Raw genomic sequence first — 347 nt, forward strand, 5'->3', positions numbered from 1 at the left:
GATGAGATTTCTTTAAAGGATCCCCAAAGACGATGGGGTTGATAGGTCACAGGTGTAAAGGCAGTAATGTCATAGCCAAGTGATACTAATTATCCGAAGAGCTTATCTATGAAGATGATTATTATTTTATTTATAATCAACCACTCTAGAATAAAATCAGCCATGCCATTACAATCGAAATTCTTATATATTTTTATTATGTCAACACATAATCCCTGTCCCCCTCCTTTGGAGGGGCTAGGGGAGGACTTAAGGTGGCCCGCCCTTTTAAAAAAAAAGGTTCGGGTAAATTATAGCAACAGGCTATAGTGCACTAAGATTTAAGGTGGTTATAGCAACGGGGCTCA

The 347-nt window shown here is 38.6% G+C and carries 1 rRNA gene; it reads left to right on the plus strand.

Going from position 1 to position 347, the window contains the following annotated elements:
* Positions 1-110: ribosomal RNA gene (locus LB450_RS13615) — 23S ribosomal RNA — on the plus strand; the annotation flags it as partial.
* Positions 111-347 lie beyond the last annotated feature (237 nt).

Origin of the sequence: Psychroflexus curvus, from assembly GCF_020164585.1 — a bacterium.
Classification (GTDB): Bacteria; Bacteroidota; Bacteroidia; order Flavobacteriales; family Flavobacteriaceae; genus Psychroflexus; species Psychroflexus curvus.